The organism is Ottowia sp. VDI28 (assembly GCF_049532675.1).
In the GTDB taxonomy this organism is placed as follows: Bacteria; Pseudomonadota; Gammaproteobacteria; order Burkholderiales; family Burkholderiaceae_C; genus Ottowia.
Window position 1 is genome coordinate 2,117,714 of the sequence record NZ_CP149820.1, and the last position, 17,020, is coordinate 2,134,733.

Annotated in this window: 14 protein-coding genes; 11 read left to right on the plus strand and 3 right to left on the minus strand. The window is 62.5% G+C overall.

From position 1 onward, the window contains the following. Genes WJU18_RS10195 through WJU18_RS10230 form a run of 8 tightly spaced genes read left to right on the plus strand, consistent with a single transcriptional unit; the run spans position 1 to position 5,703 of the window. Entirely contained in the window at positions 1-216 is a 216-nt protein-coding gene (locus WJU18_RS10195; RefSeq protein WP_423459966.1) for a hypothetical protein, read from the plus strand. A 33-nt stretch (positions 217-249) separates the two neighbouring features. After that, entirely contained in the window at positions 250-1,137 is an 888-nt protein-coding gene (locus WJU18_RS10200; RefSeq protein ID WP_423459967.1) for a hypothetical protein, read from the plus strand. A gap of 17 nt (positions 1,138-1,154) precedes the next feature. Further along, positions 1,155-2,201 carry a N4-gp56 family major capsid protein gene (locus WJU18_RS10205; protein WP_423459968.1) on the plus strand — a complete coding sequence of 349 codons (1,047 nt, stop codon included), beginning with the start codon at positions 1,155-1,157 and terminating at the stop codon, positions 2,199-2,201. Between the two features lie 43 nt (positions 2,202-2,244). Next, on the plus strand, positions 2,245-2,451 hold the full coding sequence (locus WJU18_RS10210) for a hypothetical protein (protein ID WP_423459969.1): 207 nt from the start codon (positions 2,245-2,247) through the stop codon (positions 2,449-2,451). A 24-nt stretch (positions 2,452-2,475) separates the two neighbouring features. Continuing rightward, positions 2,476-2,844, plus strand: coding sequence for a hypothetical protein (locus tag WJU18_RS10215; protein ID WP_423459970.1), 369 nt, complete (start codon positions 2,476-2,478; stop codon positions 2,842-2,844). Between the two features lie 54 nt (positions 2,845-2,898). Continuing rightward, positions 2,899-3,351, plus strand: a complete 453-nt coding sequence (locus WJU18_RS10220) for a hypothetical protein (RefSeq protein ID WP_423459971.1) — start codon at positions 2,899-2,901, stop codon at positions 3,349-3,351. A 1-nt stretch (position 3,352) separates the two neighbouring features. Next, entirely contained in the window at positions 3,353-4,009 is a 657-nt protein-coding gene (locus tag WJU18_RS10225) for a DUF6682 family protein (RefSeq protein WP_423459972.1), read from the plus strand. Between the two features lie 17 nt (positions 4,010-4,026). Continuing rightward, positions 4,027-5,703, plus strand: coding sequence for a hypothetical protein (locus WJU18_RS10230; RefSeq protein WP_423459973.1), 1,677 nt, complete (start codon positions 4,027-4,029; stop codon positions 5,701-5,703). Between the two features lie 8 nt (positions 5,704-5,711). Here the strand turns inward: WJU18_RS10230 and WJU18_RS10235 are convergent, their stop codons facing one another. Together WJU18_RS10235 and WJU18_RS10240 are read right to left on the minus strand one after the other, a co-directional pair. Beyond that, positions 5,712-6,707 (minus strand): hypothetical protein, encoded by a 996-nt coding sequence (locus WJU18_RS10235; protein ID WP_423459974.1) that lies wholly within the window; start codon positions 6,705-6,707, stop codon positions 5,712-5,714. Positions 6,708-7,002: 295 nt separating this feature from the next. After that, positions 7,003-7,344 carry a hypothetical protein gene (locus WJU18_RS10240; RefSeq protein WP_423459975.1) on the minus strand — a complete coding sequence of 114 codons (342 nt, stop codon included), beginning with the start codon at positions 7,342-7,344 and terminating at the stop codon, positions 7,003-7,005. A 58-nt stretch (positions 7,345-7,402) separates the two neighbouring features. On the opposite strand from WJU18_RS10240, the gene WJU18_RS10245 reads away from it, so the two are divergent. Both WJU18_RS10245 and WJU18_RS10250 read left to right on the plus strand, forming a co-directional pair. Then, positions 7,403-13,225, plus strand: coding sequence for a JAB domain-containing protein (locus WJU18_RS10245; protein WP_423459976.1), 5,823 nt, complete (start codon positions 7,403-7,405; stop codon positions 13,223-13,225). A 125-nt stretch (positions 13,226-13,350) separates the two neighbouring features. Beyond that, positions 13,351-15,918, plus strand: coding sequence for an LPD38 domain-containing protein (locus tag WJU18_RS10250; RefSeq protein ID WP_423459977.1), 2,568 nt, complete (start codon positions 13,351-13,353; stop codon positions 15,916-15,918). Here WJU18_RS10250 and WJU18_RS10255 read toward each other — a convergent pair. Beyond that, positions 15,908-16,078 carry a hypothetical protein gene (locus tag WJU18_RS10255; protein ID WP_423459978.1) on the minus strand — a complete coding sequence of 57 codons (171 nt, stop codon included), beginning with the start codon at positions 16,076-16,078 and terminating at the stop codon, positions 15,908-15,910. The two genes, WJU18_RS10250 and WJU18_RS10255, sit on opposite strands and share 11 nt — an antisense overlap. 128 nt (positions 16,079-16,206) lie before the next feature. Here WJU18_RS10255 and WJU18_RS10260 point away from each other — a divergent pair, with 128 nt between their 5' ends. Next, positions 16,207-17,007, plus strand: a complete 801-nt coding sequence (locus tag WJU18_RS10260; RefSeq protein ID WP_423459979.1) for a hypothetical protein — start codon at positions 16,207-16,209, stop codon at positions 17,005-17,007. The last annotated feature ends 13 nt before the right edge of the window (positions 17,008-17,020 follow it).

Below are 17,020 nucleotides of genomic sequence, written 5' to 3' on the forward strand. Positions count from 1 at the left end.
ATGCAACACAAGGGACTCGATCTCACCTCGCCAACCTGGCGCGCGCTCAAGGCGCATGCCGATCAGCAGATAGCCACGCTGCGCGAGAAGAACGACGGGTTCACGCTGGACGCGATCCGCACCGCCGAGCTGCGCGGGCGCATCGCGGCCTGGAAAGAGTTGCTGGCGCTGGCTCAGCCAGCCCCGGCGCAATCGGCTGACGTTGGTAGTTACTGACCTTCAGCTTTTTAAGACAGGAGTGCATGACACATGGACGCACAGCAACAGGAACAGGCCGCGTTTGAAAGCAGCTTCGCTGAATCCGCAGGCGCCGCGGCACCAGCCCCCGCACCGGCAGAGCCGGTAGCCGAGGCTCCGGTACCCGCGCCCGCACCAGCAGAAGCCGCAGCGCCTGCAGCCGAAGAACCCGCCGCCGCTCCAGCGGCACCGGACGGTGAGGCAGCCAATGCCCCCGCCCCGGCGCCGGAGGAAGACCCGGAGGTGTTCGACGGCTTCAAGCGCAGCGAGGTCAAGCGCCTGTTTGCTCAAGCCGCGAAAGTGGAGAGTCTTGAAAGTCAACTGCGCAAGGCGAACGGGAAGATCGGCGAGCTCAACGGCCGCCTGCAAACGCCCGCCGCCCCGGCACCTGCTCCGACGCCAGCCCCGGCGCCCGAGCTTTCTCCGGAGATGCGTCAGTTTGAGCAGGACTATCCCGATGTGGCGAAGTACGTCCGTGGGCTTGGTATCACACCAGCACCGCAACCGCAGGCAGCCCCGCCCGCTGAAGTGCAGCAACCCGTGGCCACGGGAAGTGCACCGGAGCCGGCCGAGTTGGACCCGGTGGCGATGGAGTTGGCTGTGATGGACCGCATACACAAAGGCTGGCGCGAGAAGGTGCAAGGCGAGGAATTCGTCCTCTGGCTTGCATCGCAGGACGAAAAGGTGCAGCAGGACTACCAGGCGGCTACCACCGTTGATGGCCTGTCTGCCGTGATTGGGCAATACGACCAATGGGCGACCGCACGCACCGCCGCTGCCGACAAGGCGGCCAAGGGGCAGCAAAAGCTCAAGAACGCCGTCACGCCCAACGGCAACGCACCACGTCCGCAAACCGCGTTGACGGAACAACAAGCATTTGAGGCCGCGCTCAAAGGTTAAGCGGCCAGGAGATTGACATGACTGGATTTGTTAGCACCAACCCCGCCGCGCGAATTGGCAAGCTGAAGGGCGACATCCTGAAGCACGCCATGCCCGTGGAGGTTCTCGGCATCACTGGCCAGCAACGCGCGATGCCCAAAAACAGCGGTATGACGATCGTGCATCGCCGCTATCTGCCCTACGGCGCCACTGCGACTGATCAGAACACGATCAACCGTCCTGTGGTCAGCGCGGCCGCTCACGTGCTCACGGAAGGCGTGACGCCCTCGGCCGACTCGCTGACTCCACAGGACATCACGGTGACCTTGTCGCAATACGGCTGCCTTTACGGGCTGACTGATGTGACAGCCGACACCTACGAGGACGATGTCCCGGCCGAGATGAAAAAGCACGTCGGTGAGCGTATTGCGCGTATCCGCGAGCAGATCCGCTACGGCGCGCTGAAGGGTGGCATTAACGCGTACTACGCCGGCGGCGGATCGACCCGTCCCAGCGTGAACTCGAAGATCACGCTGAACCTGCTGCGCAAGATCAGCCGCAACTTGCAGGCCAACCACGCGCAGCGGATCACGGGCATTCTGGAGGCGGGTCCCAAGATCTCCACTCGTCCTGTGGAAGCGTCGTATCTGGTGTTTGCCCACACAGACACTGAATCCGACATCCGTGATCTGCCTGGGTTCACGACTGTGGCCGAGTACGGTACTCGCAAAACGGTGAGCCCCTACGAGGTGGGTTCGGTGGAAAACTACCGATTCATCCTCTCGCCCGACCTGACGCCCTACGCCAACGAAGGTGCGGCGGTTGGTAGCACTGGCCTGTATAGCACGGGTGGCGCGAACGTCGACGTGTATCCCTTCATCGTCACCGGTGAAGACGCTTGGGGCCAATTGGCGCTGCGCGGTCTGGATGCCATCGACCCGACCTACATCCCGCCCGGCCAGAAGGACAAGAGCGACCCGCTGGGCCAGCGTGGCTACGTGGGCGCCAAGTTCTACATGGCCTGCACCACCCTCAATGAGGGCTGGATGGCGGTGGCCGAAGCTGGGGTTTCCAGCCTCGCGTAACCACTGAGGAGGGGCCTCGGCCCCTTCGCTACAGGAGAACGACATGCCCGAATCCATCAGCCGGCGCATCAATGCCGCCAACCTGAGCGGCGCTGATGAGCGCCAACTCCGTGCACTGCTGCTGTCCATGTTCGCTGACCTGCAGAGCATCGCTACGCAATTCAACCAGTTGCGCACCGACTACAACGCGAACGCAACCATCGCCACCGACACCACGGCCACGGCGATCACCCTCAACACCACTAGCTAAGGCTGAAAGTCAAGGAGAACTATCGTGGCCGATAACACAGCGGGCCAGATCCGCACTACCTCCGACAAGCAGGATTCCCCTGCTGTCGCTCGCGGCAAGATCGTGCTCGACGCGACTGCCCTTACCGCTACCGACTCGCTCCGAGTGGCCTGTGGTTTCACGCCGCGTTACGTGCGCATCGTGAACGTCACAGACCGCATTGAAGCCGAGTGGTTCGATGGCATGGATGCGAACTCCTGCCTGAAGACCGTTGCAGCCGGTACGCGCACGTTGGAAGTGACTGGCGGCAACGGCGGCATCACGGTGGATCGTCAGGGCTTCCGCATCCTGCAGAACGCCACCTTGGCTGTCATCGCTGCGTCCAAGACCATCGTCTACGAAGCCCAAGGCTGATATCCACCCTCTGCCCCGGCTTCGGCCGGGGCCCACCTTTGGAGAAGTAGAGAAATGGCCACCAAACAAGTCGCAGTTGATTCCACAAATGAGTACCTGGGCGCCACAAACGTCATGGAATTTGGCATCGTGCCCGATATCTCGCAGGAGATCATCGATTCCCCAGTGACCATGAAAGACGCGGAACTCGAAGCCTTTATGAACGAGCCCGTGATGGTCACTGTACTGTCCAGCGGTCGTGACAATGAGGCTGAATATATCCCGGTCTCCGTGAACGGAGTGACCCAAATGTTCAAGCGTGACACGGCGATCGTGGTCAAGCGCAAATATGTCGAGCGACTCGCACGCGCCAAGGAAACCGGCTACACCCAGAATCTCGACGAGCGTCTGGGTGAGGCCATGAACCACGTGAAGCCTCACCGCTCGCTGCGTTACCCGTTCCAGGTGAACCGGGACGACAACCCCAAGGGCGCCGCCTGGCTTCGCTCGATCCTCGCGGCGGTGTGACATGACGCTCGGGGAAATGATCGCGCTGTACCGGGCCGACGCCGTAGATGACGCGGAAGGGCGATTCTGTTCGGACGAGTTGCTGACGATCTATGCGAATGAAGCCCAGGACGAAGCCTGCCGCCGCGGCCAGCTTCTGCGCGACAGCACTTCCCCGATGTGCTCCGTTTCGTTCGCTGCGAGCGATGAATCTGTCCGCCTTGACGCCGCCATCATCCGCGTCCTTCGCTCCCATATAGGGACCGCCGACGTTGACGTGGTTGACGCCGAGTTGATGGATTGCACGGTGCCGGGTTGGCAGTTCAATGCCGGCGCAATGCAGCCTCAGCGACTGGTGACCGGTATGACCACCGGCGAGTTGTTCCTTTGGCCCAAGCCCATGCAGCCGGGGACGATCCGGCTGACAGTGCAGCGGCTGCCCAAAAAGCGACTGGCGTCGAAGAGTGAAACACCCGAGATCCGCCGCGAGTTGCACCCTGCACTGGTGGCCTGGATGCTCTACCGGGCCTACAGCCGCGAGGACACTGATCTGTACAACGACACCAAGGCGGCTGTGCACCTGGCCAAGTTCGAAGCCGAGTTTGGCCGCAAGGTCAGCGGCCGGAATGAGGAATGGGTGCGGGCACCGTCGGCCACGGGCCCCGGCCCGATCGCCTGAACAACCGAGGAACGACCATGGCCACGATGATTGAAGAAATGCAGCGGCAACAGCGGATCAACCAGATCCCAGCCGATGGCTACCCGAAGGCCCCGGCAGCGGACGGCTCGCAGAACAACCCGCTCAATACCGAGTTCGGGCGCAACGCCACGAATGCGCTCAGCGCGCTTCCGGGCGCCGCCTCCATCCCCGGTGCGATGGGTCGAGTAGCGAGCGCCGCCGGCAGTGCGCTGGGCGCATCGGCTCCTGCCGCTACTCTGGTTGGGCGGTTGGCCCAGACCGCGGCACCGTATGCGCCCGTCGCTGGCGGGGCGGCGGCCCTGATGTCAGCGTCGAGCCCGGCGTCATCCTCGCCTGCCAGCCCGCCAGCGGTAGCCGGTGCCGCGAACCCGACCGATCAGCGTCTTGCTGGCGGCACACAGACCACTCCAGGCGTTGGCGCTTCGGCCGCGCTGAATCAGGTCATGCCCGGCGTCTACCAGCACGGCCGAGGCCAGTACAGTGACAACCCGGCAGGCATGGGCATGAGTCCGAATTTGGGCCATCCCAGTGCCGCGAATATCGACCGAGCCGACTCCCTGATCAGCCGCATGAACAGCAGCGCTCCCGCGAGCCCGACCCCCTCTGGTGGCAACTCCCTGGTGCAGGCGGCAGGACTGATTCCCGAGGGAACCATGGCAGTTCTCGGCGGAGATGGATATGGGCTCCGTGATCCGAACTATCTGGCTGAGCGAAATGCATTGGTCTCAGCGGGTAGTTTGCGGGCGGCGAACGAGCGCGCCGGAACTCCCGGGCGGCGTGGCGGGCAACCCGGCGTTTCCGAAGCTGATAAGAGGCTTGACAACTTCTACAAGGACCGACAGGACGCGGCGAAAAACGCCAACAATCTGGCCGTCCAAGGCATGCGGTCGGACAGCGATCTGGCTCAGGCTGGAATGCGTGAGCAGGGCCTGGATCGGCGCTCCTTGGTGCAAGCCATGCTCGAGCAGCAGAAAGTGGATCAAGCCGGAGAGGCGCAAGGCTATTCGAACCGGGCGGCCGGCCAGCTTGAACAGCTGCGCGCAACACTGCTGGATCCGAACGCCACACCACAGCAGCGGCAGCAGGCGCAGCAGGCGCTCATGGCCATTCAGGGCAAGACGCCAGAATCTCCCTGGAAGTTGCAGTTCTCGCCAGCGACAAAGAACCTGGATGGCTCTACTACGCAGCCGATTGCCTTGCGGTCGAACAGTATTACAGGGCAGGTGGAACAAGTGCCGCTGGGGCAGGGGGCGGGCAAGGTCCTTCTGTTGGCGCCGTCGAACGCGGCTACCGTTTCAAAGGTGGCGATCCCGCAAGCCCGACGAGTTGGGAAAAGGTCTAACGCTAACGCCCTTGGTACTGCCGCCAAGGGCCGTCTTCGTCATACAGCTTCCGACAAGCCGCTGAAACTAGCTGAGCCGCCCGAATGCTCCGCGTGTCCCGCGTCTTGTCGGCTACGCAGGCTGCCCCAGACTTTGGCGCGAACATTCCCCGGCCTGAACCCTGGGCCACTGCGGCAAGACCTCCAGGGTTCTCCGACAGGCACACCTCATGGATTGCGCTGGCCGCCACGTCGTTCGCTGCCCCTGGAGCCTTGTCCAGTACACACGTGGCGTAGTTGGCTGACCAGGCCGGGCCGGCGGCGAGGAGGAAGAGGGCGGCGAGGCGCATGATTGCCTATCTATGAGCCTTTAATCGCTTCCTTCTGGCTATCTCTTCCTGCATCTTGTTGAACACCGGGAGCTGAAGTCGGGGATCCCGACTCTCCAACTCGGGCGGCTGCTGATTCGTTTGCGGCAGGGGCTGTGCCAGAAAGCTCGACCTTTTGGCTAGTAACCGACTCGATGGAAGGAGCGGTTCGGAATGGTTCAAAAAGTTCATGGCATTCGGTAGTGGCAATGTGGTTTATGCGGCCATGCTCTCGCTCGGCCCTTTCATATATTTTCTCAAGCTGGTCCACAACGTCTTCCCTGAATAGGATGTAACCCCCATCAGCGACGGTGACAACGACCATATCAGTCTCTTTACCAACGCCGGGCGTAACTTCTGCGCGTTTCTTTGCTGCCAGAGTTAGATAAACAGCGGGGTCTAAATGCATTTCTGCGTGGTGCCCACCGAACATCAAGCTTGATGTCGCCTGATACATCCCAACCCCAATGGCCACGAAGCCAGTCTCATCGTGGCAGGCCAGATGTCCGTTTTCGACGGTATAGATATGTGCTCTCTGATAACCTTGGCTCGCATCGATGCCCATGAATATTGCTGAGCAGTGCGGCATCTGAAAGTTAATGATCTCGCGTGTAATCTCGGCAGCGATCTTGTCTTCCATTTTGCGTTGATTGCTCGCAAAGGATTCAGCGGTTAATCCGAGAGGAGCAAGAAACCTTCGTTCTGCTCGCCTCTTCTTTGCCTCCAAAAATGCCAGTGCATACGAATCTGCAATATTCTTTACTGTAAGCAATTCGGGCATGTCTTTCGCGTCGGAGATCATCGCCCGAGTTTCGATCAGCAACTCAGTATGTAACTCCACGTCGCCGGCAATCATTGCAACCACTTGAGCAGTGAGGTGATGCACCTTCAGGCGTTTGGTTTGGTTATCTGCTGTTGAAACCATCCGGTCTGACGCGCCGATAGCGGCAGATCCGTCGCTGCTAATTACGGCTACACATACAGTCATAGTCTCCTCCTTTCTTGACTGTATCAAAACTTGGCCCCCGCTAGGGTTTGTCCCTGTGGCTCTGCGGGGACACAGTGGGGGGATGCAAAACACGCTCATCTTGATGCTCGCGATCCCCGTGGTGCTTGCCGTCGGGTTGGCTGCGGTCATATGGGAAATCTGGCATTGCAATGCAGCGGTCAAGGAGATCCGTCGCCAGCACGAGCGTTGGAGACAGGATTTTGAGAAGCGCCAAATTGAAGCGCAGATCCAGCGCTTGGAGCGACTGGAGGATCACGTTGCCCGCGGAATACAGCTACTTGCGCGAGGGTGCGAACCAACTCGCCAAAACGGCTATGGCAGCGACGATCACCGAGACAATCGAAACCCGTCGGGAAATTCTGGCCTCCTTCATTGACCTCTCGGCAATGACGTTGGCTTCACGAGCGAGATCCAGTGTTTTCTCTTCGCGGATGTCGCGTACTGTTGCTAAAACCTCTTCTCTCCTGGTCTGCTGTTCCCCGAGCCAGGCAGTCGCCTCGCGCCCAACCTCATCATCACGCTGGGCCAAAACGCGAACATAGGTCTCGCCTGCGGCTTCGAACGCGGCGCGATGCTTTAGGTCCCTGGTCATCGCATCTCCTGCTTTTTCCTGCAATTTAGCAGACCCCTCCTAGGGTTTTACCCTTGGGCTGGGGTGGAGGAAAGTGCGGGGCATGGCTGATACATCCGGACCTTGGGACCAATACCGCGCGAGCGCGCCTCCTGCTGCCGACTCAGAGGATGGCCCTTGGCGAAACTACGGGGGCTCGGGAGCGCTACCGAGCCGCTCCATAGTCCGAAGCGCAGCTGACACAGCCATTGCTGCTGGAACCGGTGTGGTGCAGGGCGTCAAGATGCTGTCCGATGTGGCTGGCGCAGACAACCCGGTTTCGCGCGGGTTGGGCGCCGCGTCCGATGCGCTGACGGATCTGGAGTCACCCTACCGAAAAGCTCAGAAGCAGGAGCGGGCAGCCAAGATTCAAGAGGCTGAGGCATCCGGCAGCACGCTGAAAGAGATTGGGGCGCACCTGGGTTCGTTCGCCGATGCGCCAATTGACACGACGGTCAACGCGGCCGGCACGATCTTGCCGACGATTGCCGCCACTGTGTTGACTGGCGGCGGGGCTGCAGCAGCGGCAGTTCCGGCCGTCGTCGGTGGGCTCCAGGGCATCGGCAACATCAAAGGCTCTGTCAGCGATGCAGTGAAACGCAAGGCGCTGCAGGAAGGCGCGAGCGAGGCTGAGGCCGCCAAAAAGGCTGACGAAGCGCAGGCGTACAGCGGGGAGAATCTGGGGAATATTGTGGTCGGCGGCGCGCTCGGCGCACTGGCTGGCGGCACTGGCGTGCAGCCCGCAATCGGCCGACTGTTGGGCCGCAAGGTGGCGACCGAGGTTGCAGAGCGTGCGGCGCCTGGTGTTGTCCGGTCTACGGTCGAAGGCGTGCTGAAGGAATCGCCAATGGAAGCCCTGCAGGGCGGTCAGGAGCGGTATTCCGGCAACGTGGCACAGCAGCGCGCGGGGTTTGATGTGCCCACGTGGCAGGGTGTCGCGGGGCAGGCTGCACTGGAAGGCGTAGCGGCGGCTCCGCTTGGCGGCGCCGTTGGGGCGACCGAAGGTGTGCATGCCCGGGGAGAAGCGCGAGCTGCAGCGCAGGCTGACGCCCAGGCCCGGAAGAATGCCGAGACCGCTGCGGCCGATGCCAAGGCCAAGATGGACCAGATCCCGGCCCCGCTGGCCCTACCCAACACGCCGCCCGATCGCCTGTACGTTTTCCCTGACGGCACCGTGGGCCGCACGGGAGAGGTTGAAAGCTACATCGCCAGCCTGCCCGAGGACCAGCAGGCCGCTGCCCGCGCGAGCTTCGCTGGCCAGAACTACACGGAACTGAACGACCCCCAGCGCCAGCAGGATCGGCGGTGGTGGGAGAACTACGGCGACGGCCAAGCCCCAGCGCCGCGGCCCGACTATCTGGCCGAGGTGCAGCAGGCCGTGCGTAGCGGCACGCCGTTCACTACGCAGGCAACCGTCGATACCGTGCGCAACGCCATGGAGGATGCCTGGCTTGAGCAGAACGTCAGCAACGCGGCACCGGTGGCAACGCAAGCGGCTGACACCGTGGGTGCGCAGCTGCAGGGCGAGTTTGACCAGGCCGGCCAAGATGCCTCGCTGGCTGCCACTGACGCCCGCGTGCGCACCGGCCGGATTCTCTCCGGCCTGCAAAACATCCTCGATGCTGGCGCTGACAACACTGTCCAGGTACTGAATCGCCTGAATGACGGGCTTTCTCGGGTGAACGAAGCGCCGCTGGCCCCCGATGAAATGGCGCGCGTGCGACGGATCACGGACGCCTATATGGGATTCCGGGGTGTGGGTGAGCAGGCACCGCTGCCCGGCAACCCAGCGCCGCCGGTCGACCGCTTTGCTGATAACGCGGCCATGGAGGCGCAGATCCCCCAGCGCCCGAGTGAGCGCATGGGCATCAACCCTGCCGCTGGCCCGCTGTCCAAAGCTGCCGCCACTGCCGTGGATTCGGGTCTTACCCCCGTGCTGCCCACCACCGTTACGGCACTTGCTCCCCAGGAGAACCCCAATGCCCAAACTGCCCAGGCGCCGCTGGCCGGAGCCGCCGCAGCCATTCCCGCAGCCCGAGCCGCCACCGTGGAAACCGCTGGGCCTGGATCTGTTTTTCAACCCGTAGGAGTAGCCAGTGTCCCTCAAGCCAGTCAAACCGAGCAAAGCCGCCCGTCGGCGCAAGAAGGAAGAGCAGCGCCGTCGGGGCCTCAAACCGAGGGGCTGACGAATGCCACCCAGACTGGCAACAATAGCGCGCAAGCAGTTGCGACGGGAGCGGCGCCGGGACAAGCGGCGAGCGCTGCGCCTGCGGTAACAACTCGCCCGAAGAACTGGCGCACCAGCATGCTGGGCGCCGGGCCGGTGGCCAAGTCCATGGGGCTCGATCCCAAGGGGAAGCGCACCGCGCAAGTGGTGGCCGAGATTGATGCAGCCGATGCGCAGCGCGCTGGCGTAGCACAGGACGGCAAAGATCTATCTGCAGGCCAGATCGATCGCGAGTGGAGCGCATTTGCATCGGAGACGGGCACGCTGGGTGTCCCGCGCGCTGATATGCCGCAGATCAAGGCGGAGCACCGCGGCGCCCTGGTGAACTTCCTGAAGGCCCGCGGCATAGATAGCCAGGCCGCCGAGGTGCCCGCCAATGACCTGAAGCCCACGCAAGCGGAGTTCTCGCAGGCCAAGGTCGACAAGGCCCGGGACTTCAAGGGCGGCGATCGCTCCATTCTGGTTTCGTCCGATGGATACGTCGTGGACGGCCATCATCAGTGGCTGGCCAAGCGGGCGAACGGGGAGCCAGTGAAGGTGATTCGGCTCAAAGCGCCAATTCGGGATGTGCTGTCCCAGGTGCAGGAGTTTCCGAGCGTAGCGATAGGCCAGGGCGCCGACGCGTATGCGCAGCAGCGTAGGGATTTCGCCGACGCTGAGCGACGCCGTGCTGCCCCCGGCCAGCGAGCGAGAAGCGCTGCGGCTGAAGCCAACCCTCTGCGCGCATTCCTTGGTAAGCACGGTGTTTCGATGGACCTTCGTTCGGAGTTCGCTCCAGGGCGCACGGAGCAACGACAGGCCATGGTGCCGGGGTATGGGCCCATATTCCGCAAGAGCGGAAGACAACTGGATGCGCTAGCACAGGCTGCAGTGGAAGAGGGATTTCTGTCCTCACCTGACAGCGCAGCCATGCAGGCGTTGATCGATCTCGCCATGCGCGGCGAGCGCGTGGTGCCGCAGTTCGCCGAGGGCGTGGCCCAGTCCGAGATGGATGCCCGTATTGCGCGACGGCGTGAGATGGAGGAAGATGAGGCCCTCACGGCTCTGGACCGAACAGACGACGCGTTGGCATTTGACTTGGATGATTCCGGCATTCCATGGGATGCGGAACCAAGCAACACTACGACAGAGCAGTTTTTGCGCGCCATGGGCGCGAGCGAAAAGGAAATTCAAGATGCCGTTGCCCAAGAATCCAGAGGAACGCAAGAAAGCAATCAAGGCCGTAGTGGCCCTGAGCAAGCTACCGCCGGACGGCCGCAAGGCAGTGATGCGCAAGCATATGGAGCATCGCGGCCTGGAGGTTCCAGCGAAGTTCAAGGCGGCGAGCCAGGCAGCGTAGAAGATGTCAAACGTGACGGATACACACGCGACCTATTCGGTGGATCCGTCGACTGGTCTTCACGTTCCGGATCCAGAGAGTCCCGCCCACCTGGGAACGTACAGCCCGCCACCACCGTACAAGGGGACACCCCCGCCCTTGAAGGCGAGTACCGAGTCCGGACAATCGTCGGAACCCGCGGCGAGCGACAACTCGGCGTCAACCGAATTCAAAGCCTAGCCGATCTCGCGACTGCAACGCAGTATCTATACCGATCTGCCGTCGAGCGATTTGACGGCATAGTGACGGACTCAGAAGGCACGCCTCTTGCGGTGGTCGGCGGCTTCAAGGGGGCACTCAGCCAGACATCAGTCTATCCGTCGACCATCATCGGCGAGGCGGTTCGGGTGCCGGGAGCCGCACGCATTTGGTTCTCGCACAATCACCCCTCTGGGAGTCCTGAGATATCAGCGGCTGATGAGCGCGTGGGCCGCAATCTGCACGACGCCTTCCGTGGCACGGGCATTCAGCCGATGGGACTGATTGCGGTGGGGAATGGTCGATTCTCATCGACAAGTGGAGAGTCCGGCGACATCGGCGCTTCGGTGGCTCAGGTCCGCGTACCCGTGATCGAGCGCGAGCTGGCATCGAATTCAGGGACGCCCGGAGCGTTCGTTGATGCGCCGGATACGGCTCGCAGCCTATCTGCCGCCTACTATAACGAAGCACAGGCACCTGGATTGATTTTGCTCAATCCTTTGCATCGCGTCATTGGGTGGGTACCGTTGCCATCGCAGATGATGGGCGATCTGCGAGGAACAGGGCAACTTCGAGCCCTGTACCGCGCTGTGAGCGAGAGCAATGCCTTCGCCGCCATACTGGCGCACGGCGGAGAGTTAGACACTATTCACCCGTCTTCGAGTTCAATTACCGTAGGCCAGAACATTGGTGCGGCCTTGAGCGGTGTGGATGTCCGCGTGTTGGACATCATTAACGCGAAAACCGGAAAATCCGCTGTGCTGTCAGGTATTGATACCGCGAGTGGACCGGTATTCAGCCGGCGATCTGGTGGCATGACCACAGCACTGGCCGCTGAGCTAATGAGGCTTCGCACACCAGCTACAGTCGACTCAGTGCGCGCTGCGGTGCGTCAGCTTGTGAACGGCCTCGGCTCGCTGCCGAACAGCCTGGGGCGCGTAGTGGTGGCCACGTCCGACGAGATCAAACAGCACTGGGAGCCGCTGATCGGCACCACGGGAATGGAAGCCGCGGGCGAAGCTGGGCGGGCCCAAGGCTTCTACGATCCGAACACCCGCACCGTCTTCCTGGTCGCCGATCACATCAAGGCCGGCGAAGAGGTGGGCGTGGTGGCGCACGAGCTCATGCACAAACACGGCCAGGCGGTGCTCGGCGCCGAGGGCTGGAACCGGCTGCATGGCGCCATTGAGGGCTGGGCACGTGCCGCCGAGGGCAGCATGGAGCGCCGTGTGTACGACGAGGCAGCTGCACGTGTTCAGGCTTCCAGGCCACAGGGAGCCGATGCCACTGCATATTCCTCTCAGGAACTCTTCCCGTATGCCGTGCAGGTAGCGCTGGAGATGGGCGTCAAGCCGAACCTGCTGGCCAAGCCCGGCACCGTGGCGCGCTGGCTCGGCGAAGTGAAGCGGGCCCTGCGCCAAGTATGGGAGAAGATCACCCGCAAGCCGGATGCCTTCAACTCGCAGGATCTGGTGAACCTGGCCTTTGGTATCGCTCAGCGGGAGAACCCTGAACATACGGGAGAACTGGATGGGGCGATCGCTCCATTGCGTACAGCGACCAACTTCCTGCAGGCGCGAATGGCCGCCAAGGAGTTCCAAGGCAAGGAGCTTACAAACGCCGCTACCGGCATGACTGCAGTGGTCGCTCGCAACAGTCTGGACAAGATGCTTTCGGCAAAGGCAGTCGAGAAATCCGAGACCCCCGCAACGCACGCCATGGCAGTCGCCAACGCCGACAACCTGTTCGAGCGCGCAATCTTGGGTTGGAGCAAGCCGGACCGATCGAACGATCCGAATATTCGCGCCATTCACCGATTCTTTGCGCCGATGGACGTCAACGGTCGAACGAAACTGGTGAAGCTGACGGTGAAGGAGAGCGTGCGCGAGGATCGGCAGAACCCGCTCTATACCGTGGAAGCGGTCGAACTCAATGAAACGCAGCCGGGCTTGGAATGGCTGGAGGCCGCTGCACGTGAAGACGGGGTGAGCCTGGACGAAAAAATCCCCTGCAGCGGGGAGTGGGTCGGCGAGATAGCCAGCAAGCTGGCCCTAGAGCAACCCTCACGCAGCCCCGCGATGTAACCCCGGGCCGCTCTGCAGAGGATGTGCGTAGTTTAGCGCAGGAGGTCGAACGCCGCAATTCAGCGCAATCTGAAGGAGGGCGTCTCCCGGTCCGCCGAGTTTCCGGGACTGACGCCGCGAGCGGCGTGGAGCGATCCGGCTCATCCAGTTCAGGAGACGGTCCGACCGTACCGGAATCCGGCGATGGTGGCATCCAGTTCAGCCGCGCCGCCACGATAGGGGCCAATTACAACCCCGCTCAGCAGCAGGCGGCCGAGCGCGCCTTCGGCTCGATGGCCACCCAGACGCTGGCCGAGCGCGCCAAGGGCTTGCGTGCCAACCTGGGCACCAAGCTGCGGCAGGGGCTGGTGGACCAGTTCGCCCCCATCAAGGAAATCAGCCCGACCGCGTACATCTTAGCCAGGCTGTCCAAGGGCAGCGATGGAGCAGTGGAAGCCGCGATGCTGTACGGTAAGCCGTTCCTTCGCGACGGCGTGGCCGACGTTGACATCAAGGACGGCGGCTTCGCCAAGGTGCTGGCCAGCCTGAAGGGTGAGCATGATCGCTTCTTCCAGTGGGTGGCCGCGCAGCGTGCCGAGCGCCTGAAGGCCGAGGGCAAGGAGAATTTGCTCACAGATCAGGACATCACGGCTCTGAAGTCCCTGAATGCCGGGCAGTTCGCCGACGGCACACCGCGCATGCCTGCCTATGCCGCCGCGCTGCGCGAGCTCAACGCATTCAATGAGGCCTCATTGAAGGTGGCCATGGAATCTGGCTTGATCGACCAGGCCGCTTACGACCTCATGAAGGATCAGCCCTATGTGCCGTTCTACCGCCTGATGGAAGAAGACGGTGGCATGCGCGGGCCCCGGTTCAGTTCCGGGCTGGTAAACCAGCAGGCCTGGAAGAAGCTGAAGGGCGGAACCCAGCAGTTGAATGCGGATCTGCTGCAGAACACGCTGCTCAACTGGAGCCACCTCTACGCCGCGGCGGCGCGCAACCGCGCCTCCTTGGAGACCATGAAGGCCGCCGAGAGCATGGGCGTGGCGTACAAGGTACCGGCGGATACCAAGGGCGCCGTGAAGGTCATGCGCGACGGCATGGCAGAGCACTGGGCCGCAGAGGATCCATACCTGCTAGATGCCATCTCCGCCATGAGCTATGCCCCTGGCGGCCTGGTTAAGGCCATGGCGCCATTCAAGCGCCTGCTTACCTTCGGCGTCACGGTGAACCCCACCTTCAAGATCCGCAACCTGATCCGGGATTCGCTCTCGGCTATGGCGCAGTCCGACCTGAGTTACAACCCCCTGGCCAACGTCGTCAACGGCTGGAAGGCGACGGATAAGGACAGCCAGACCTACGCCTCGATGCTAGCCAGCGGCGGCATCATCAAGTTCGGCACGCAGGAAAACAGCGATCGCGTGCGTGCACAGATCGAGCGGCTGGGCGGCGAGATGCTGGACAAGACCGGCTTCGACAAGCTCAAGGGCCAGATGAAGTCTCTCTGGGAGACCTACGAGGCGCTCGGCGATCGAACGGAGAACGTCAACCGGGCGGCCTTGTATGAACGCCTGATAGCCAAAGGGCACAGCCACGCCGAAGCCTCTTTCATGGCCCGCGACTTGATGGACTTCAGCATGTCCGGCAAATGGGAGGTGGTGCGATTCCTCACTCAGACCGTGCCGTTCCTGAATGCACGCCTGCAGGGGCTCTACAAGCTCGGCCGTGCCGCCAAGGAAGATCCCAAGCGCTTTGCCGCCATGGCCGGTGCCGTCTCTATGGCCAGCCTGGCGCTCATGGCCGCTTATGACGACGATGAGGACTGGAAGAAGCGAGAAGACTGGGACCGCGATACCTATTGGTGGTTCAAGATCGGCGACAAGGCCTTCCGGATTCCAAAGCCTTTCGAGGTGGGCGCCATCGGCACCCTGGCCGAGCGCACCGCCGAACTGATGTTCTCGAAGGAAATGACCGGCAAGCGCTTCGTTCAGCGAATCAGCGACATGGTGTTCAACACTTTTGCGATGGACCCGACCCCGCAATTCATCAAGCCGTTCATTGACGTGTACGCCAACAAGGACAGCTTCAGCGGCCGACCCATTGAAGGTATGGCGGATGAGCGCTTGCGCCCCCAGGACCGGTACAACGAACGCACCTCTGAAGTTGCCCGGCTTCTGGGATCGTGGGGCCTGCCCGATCCGGTCCGGTTGGCCAAGGGGGAATACTCTGGCCTGTCGCCCAAGCAAGTTGATTTCCTGCTGCGCGGGTATTTCGGCTGGCTGGCTACGGTGAGCACCACTGCATCAGATGCCATGCTGCGCCCCGCGCTTGGCCGTGGAGAGCGGCCGGAGATGCGCTTACGGGACGCCTTCCTGGCTGGCAACTTCGTGGAGACCTTGCCCACTGGCAGCAGCCGGTATGTGACGACGATGTACGAGCAGGCGCGCGAAGTCGAGCAAGCGTGGGCGTCGTATCAAGCGGCGTTGAAGTCCGGGGACCTGGAGAAGGCCCAGGCGATCCAGCAGGAGGAAGCGCCGAAGCTGCGCAACCGGCTGGCCGTGGCGAATGCCAAACGCCAGATCTCGGAACTGGGCCAGCAGGCCAAGCGCATCGAATCGAGCAAGTTATTGTCCTCGGAGGAGAAGCGGGTAAGACTGGACGCGATCGAGCAGCGCAAGCACGAGGCTGCGCGCCGGGTGGCGGTCACGAACTGATCGTGCCCTGCCGCAGCAACTGCCACGCAAACCCCGCGGCGCCGAGCAGCACGATCAGAACCCAGTAGGTTTCAACCAGCGCGCGGCGCTCGGCCCGCGTGGTCAGCTTGAAGAACAGCACGACGGCGACCACGAGGATCCAGAAGATGAGGGTGGGCATTCGCGCATCGTAGGGGCACGGCGGTGCCGGGGCAATCCGCACTGGGTGGATACCCCCGATAGGGTTCGACGAGAGAGGGGATGCCGGGAAAACTCCCGGCTATTACCATTCAATAGCTGGAGCCTCGCATGGCCAACAAGTCGTATCCCAAAGGCATGGAGAAGCTGCTCCAGGGCGCCATCGACTGCACATCCGACACCCTCAAAGTAACGCTCGTGCCCGTCGCCTATACGTTCAGCACGGCGCACGAATTCTTGTCGGACTTGGGCACGACGGTTGGGAGCGATCAGGAGCTGGCGGGCGTGTCGGTCACCGGTGGCGTGCTGGATGCCGATGACCCTGATTTCGGCGCTATTGCCTCCGGCAGCACGCTCAAGGCTATGGTGCTCTACAAGGATACCGGCAACGCCTCCACTTCGCCGTTGCTGCTCTACATCGACATGATCACCGGATTCCCGTTGGCGACCAGCGGGTCGGGCCTTTCGATTCCGTGGGATGACGGGCCTAAAAAGATCGCTCGAATGGGTTTGCCGTTTTACCCCTTGGGCGCCGAGAAGGTGTTCTCCGGCCAGATCAATTTCCTGACCGCTTCCCTCAGGGTGGCGCTAGTGCCCGCCGCGTACGTCTACAGCGCGGCGCACGAGTTCCTGGACGACGTGGGTGCGCTGATTGGTACACCCCAAGCGCTGACGAGTGTGTCAGTTGCGAATGGCGTCTTCGATGCCGCGGACGCCGCCTTCGGCTCACCTGCGTCTGGCAGTACCGTGGGCAGCGCGATCATGTACGTGGAGGGTGCCGATGCCACCGATTCGCCGCTACTGATGCACATCACTGATGTGGTCGGCTTTCCGGCTGGAACGACTGGCGGGGCTTTCTCCCTGATCTGGTCGAACGGCGCGGCGCGCATTTTTAGCTTGGCGTCGGCTTAATCTGGGAGGGGTT